The organism is Gilliamella sp. B2923 (assembly GCF_026536565.1).
In the GTDB taxonomy this organism is placed as follows: Bacteria; Pseudomonadota; Gammaproteobacteria; order Enterobacterales; family Orbaceae; genus Gilliamella.
In genome coordinates, this window is the sequence record NZ_JAFNNZ010000023.1 from 1 (window position 1) to 5,067 (window position 5,067).

2 protein-coding genes are annotated in these 5,067 nt (G+C 33.5%); both read right to left on the bottom strand.

Features of this window, described 5'->3' with window-relative positions; all coding sequences use genetic code 11:
• The coding region (locus tag J3U42_RS11995; RefSeq protein WP_267336568.1) for a DUF6138 family protein at positions 1 to 2,038 on the bottom strand (2,038 nt) is incomplete at its 3' end.
• Positions 2,039 to 2,143: 105 nt separating this feature from the next.
• The coding region (locus tag J3U42_RS12000; protein WP_267336569.1) for a DUF6138 family protein at positions 2,144 to 5,067 on the bottom strand (2,924 nt) is incomplete at its 5' end.

The window sequence follows — 5,067 nt, forward strand, 5'->3', positions numbered from 1 at the left end:
CTTCATCTTGGAGATCTAAACAATGGTGAAATTTCTCCATTGTTAATTCAACAAATTTTCGTATTTTATCATGTAAACTTTCGTATATCGCTGCTTTGCGAAAAAAGGCATGAGAATTACTGGCTAAATCAGGATATTGTTTGATGATGCGAGCAAATTCAGGATAGTATTCAGGCTTGGTAACAAAATAAACATTAAGCCAATAACCATCAAATTTTTTAGAATAGCCTTTTGCCATTAAGCTATTTAAATAATCAAGTGCTTGTGAATATGCCTTCTCACTTTCTTCTTTGAAACGCAGATAGATTTTGCCATTTGTTGACATAGCTCTAGCAATAATAGCATCTGTTTCACAAAAAACATCATTTTCAGTAAAAGAGTTATAAGAATATGTATTTACATGTTGATTTATTGAATCTTCTATTACACGGGGTGTGTAATGAATTTCACCCAGCTGATCCCACTCTTGTTTTTGTATTATTGCTGGCTCATATCCAGCATTTATTAGAGGATTTAACCCTTTGTAAGCAACTTTAAAATCAAAATCTTTCCATTTGAATTGGAGGTTAGCCAGATGCCATTTATTAAAGTCAAAATCAGCATATTCTTCTATAAGACTTATACTTATTTTTTGGGGTTTTGCTTCACCAGAATGAAGATATTTTTTTAATAATGCTAAAATTCTATCCGTTTTAAGATGCAGAATAACGCCATCTGAAGCAAAATACGCTTTAACTGTATCAGATAAGAGTTCGATATCATATTCATCCGATTTTTCAAGTTTTTGAAGATTTGCCTCTATATTTTTTGCTAATTCATTAAGGTGATCCTCATTCAAGCGTTTATCCGCTAATGGTTGAAATTGATTGAAAAATGCAATTTTAAAGTAATTTTCGGTAAGACCCTCAAAAAAATCTTGATCAACCATTTGTTGTAATTTAGGTTTTAAAAATTGTGTTAAATATTGGATGATAAGTATTGGATTATGATACTGCATATCACAATTGTGTTCTGTATAATCAATATAGCGATTGTCATAGTTCAGGCTACAAATTTTAATACATCCTTTACTGAACGTTCTGATGAAAAATCCGTAAGTAGCATTGGGAAGTTTAAAGGCTGGGATATTATCACTTCCACCAGAGCGAATTGTCTCGACTAATTTTTTAACTTGAATCACCACCTCTTCAGCTATATCTTTAAAAAAAGCGGTTAGATATTTATCAACTAAACCATGAATACCTGTTAAATTGCTTTGATAATTGTCATAAATGTATTTCAAAACTCCCTTAGCATTCTGTTCTTTTATCAATATATTTGAATGTTTAATAGGTAAAAGATAAGCTAAGATATCTAAATGAATTGGAGAAACCAAAATAACAAAATCAGAAAAAATAGCTTCAAGTACATTTTTTATTAAAGTTTGAAATACTGTTTCTGATGCACTAAGAACTTTAAGTTTATTGAAAGTAGCTACGACATCAAATTGATCACCTTGTCTAATATGCTTTTGAACCATATTTTTAAGATTTTCAAATTCTAGTTCTTGCGCTGTTTTGGTTAAAGTTTCTTTTTCAACCGGGTTATTAATTTCTTTTGTTGGTTGTTGAACGGGAGATACCTTACGTAACTCTTCAAAATCAAATGGGTTAGGTTGACCTCCATATGACCATCCTTGAAGATTAAACCACGGTTTTTCTTTACCGTCATCCTTCACATCTTTGGGTGGTGTGGGTTTGGGGTGGTATTTCGGTTTTGGGGCATCGGGCATTTTGATGATTGTTTGGCTTTGCTTTTCTATGCAGGTTGATTGTTCAAACGCTGGTGGGATTGCTTTTTCCTCATAGCCCTTTTTGATTTTCGATCTGATCAGTTTGTTGGCTTCTTTTTCCGCATCGGCAGGCGATAAAAACGTTTTAACTTGTGTTTGTCCTTTTGCCCCTACCTTACCAAATACGATTGTTAGTGATTCGTCTTGTTGGGTAATATACCAAAATTTGTTTGACTGTAGATCGCTATATTCTAGATACTTTTTCATTGTGTTATGTTTTCCTAATACTTATCTTTTTTATATTTATTAGAATAATTTGAATTTATTCTGTCAATTGGGGCTTAAGCCCCAATTAGTAAGCCTTTTTATTAATTATAATTTGGCTAACTTTTCCTGCCAGTATTCTTGATATTGTGGCAGGCGTTTTTGTGCTGTTTGGTATACCTGTTTTAGTTCAGTAGTATCGATTCTTTGCAGTTTCTCCATGGCATAATCTAGTTTTTTCTGCTGTATATATGCCATAAACAGTAGTGAGGCATCATACACTTCACCCATATCCGGCGTAATTTTTTCAAGCTGTTTGATTGCCCGATAATTATTATCATTAAAAACCCCAGCGCCTAAAGCTTCATCCAAATGCATTATACCGGGCTTGGATTTATCAATGTTTGGGCTTCCTTTGGGACTGTCGAAGTAATAGTATTGTTTTCGCAGTGCGTATAATTTTTCTTTATCGGGCTCTTGTTTGTTCATTGCAACAGCAATCTTTGCAAAATCCATTACTCCATAAATTAGCTGAGCTTGGTTTTTACCATAAATTCCCATACCCACTTGATAAGGGGTGCCACTAAAATCAATCACGACCCTTTTACCAAAACAGTAGGCTTGTTCAGTGCCCCAAGCGATAACAGAGTTGGGATTTATTTCATTCTGCACTTTATAAAATTGGATAATAGCGTCGAAAATGTAGGGATTAGTTATCGTTAATGGCGCAAAAATAATTGCTTTCCATGAGGAATCATGAGTATATAATTCATTGAGATCAAACCCGCGTTTTTTAGCTTCCAATGGCGTAATGACACAAGGTGGATTTTCGATAAAATCTTGCTCATCGATGATTAACGGTTCGGAATCGCTTTCTGGTTTAGGTGAGATGTTATAAATAATTGGTTGACCGCTACCTTCTCCTTCTTCCTCAAGAGCTTCTAAAACTAAATTATAAAAATCAGCATAAATCAATTTCTCTTGCGGATCAGTCGCATTATTAAATAATTTTTTTAACTTTTTAAGACTATCACTAGGTTTACCAAAAAGATATTTTACTAAATAAGTCAATTTACAATATGGATTTTTTGGCTCGTTCATACTGTAATAATCGGTCAAACTAGCTAAATTTTGCGGAATTTTATAAAATTGACTGGATAATTCAGACATATGTTGACCTTGAGTTAATTGCAATAGCGCAATCGCAACCGCTGTTTCGGGCGTAATACCCCAATATTTTTCAAGAACAATACCAAAATTACCTGCCAAATATTCATGGTCACCATCGATTTCAAGTGCAAATTTAATAGCCAAATCCATATGTTTCACATCCGTCATTGCCAGGGCAATAGCAGCAAATGCCCCGGCGACTGAACTATATTCATCTTGTAAATCAAAACTATAATCAAGTTCATACATAGTTAAGTCAACAAACTCTCGAATTTTATCATGTAAACTTTCGTACATCGCTGCTTTGCGGAAAAAAACATGTGAACAACAAGCTATCCCCATCCCTAGTTCATATTCTTCAAAGTGTACATATTTTTTAACGTATTTAGCGAATTCAGAATAGTATTCAGGCTTGGCAACAAAATAAATATGAAGCCAATGCCCCTCAAATATATTTGAATAACCTTTTGCCATTAAGTTATTTAAATAATCAAGTGCATCGGAATATGCCTGTTCACTTTCTTGTTTAAAGCGTAAGTAAATTTCACCACCCGTTGGCATGGCTCTGGCGATAATGGTTTCAGTTTCACAAAAAACATCAGTTTCAGTAAAAGTATCATAAAAACGTTCGGTTTCTGATTGATCGTCTGGATCGTCTTTTTTTTCTGGCTTGCTATCAGGCTTGTTATCAATAATGCCCAGTTTATCCCACGCTTGTTTTTGTAGAATTGCTGGTTCATATCCTTTATCAACTAAGCATTCAACACTGTTATAAGCATATCTATAATCAAAATTAGCCCATTCAAACTGTAAATCAACTAAATGCCATTTGTTATAATCAAAATCGTCGTATTTCCTTAACAGTGAACGTCCTTTCGATTCAGCCTCTTTCTCACCTGAATAAAGATATTTTTTTAGTAATGCTAAAATTCTATCGGTATCGTATTGCTCAATAACGCCATTAAGGGCAAAATATTCCTCAACCGTGTCAGTTAGCAAATCTGCATAATATTCATCTGATTGCTCGAGATATTTTAGGTCGCTTTCAAGCTTAAATATCCTTGTTTGTCGGTAGGTTTGTTCTATTGGTATTTCAATAAGAATATTATCTGTTTGGAAAAGGGCAATTCTGAAATATTTATCAGTCATACCACCAAAAAAACCATCATCCAGCATTTTCTGGAGTTTTTTGGTAAGTAATGGAACAAAGTATTGATTATTTATCTCAACGCCATAACTAGTCCCATCATATTCTAGCTCATTTAGACTTTCTGAATAATAGCGTTTGGAATTTCGTTCATTGAATAAAGCATATATTTCCAGCGTTTTATAATCAAAGGTGATATTAAAGCCACAAACATTTTCAGGGAATTTGTTAGCTGAAATATTTTTTTCACCTCCTGTCTGGGTAGTTTCAAAAATACTCTGTAATGCGTTAACTATTTTATCCACCATTTGTACCGGATAATCGGTTAGATATTGTTCAGCCAGCTGATGGATTGATTCGGCATGAGTCTGATAACGGTCATAAATATATTTCATCACACCTTGTGCAAAGATTTCTTGGAAAAGAATTTCTGGATCTCTGATTCTCAAAAGATAAGGAATGCAATCAAAGTGAATAGGTGATATTTTCTTCATAAATTTTGAAAATATCATTTGAAGCATATCTTTGATGAAAATTTGAAATTCCTTATTGTTTGGACTTAACGCTTTTAATTGTTCGAACTTAGCTTCAATATCGAACTGCTCACCTTGCTTTATATATTTTCGTAACAAAACTTTTAAGTTATCAAATTCTTGTTCTTGTGGTGTTTTGGTGACTGTCTCTTTTTTAATCGGGGCATTACTTTGTTTTGGTG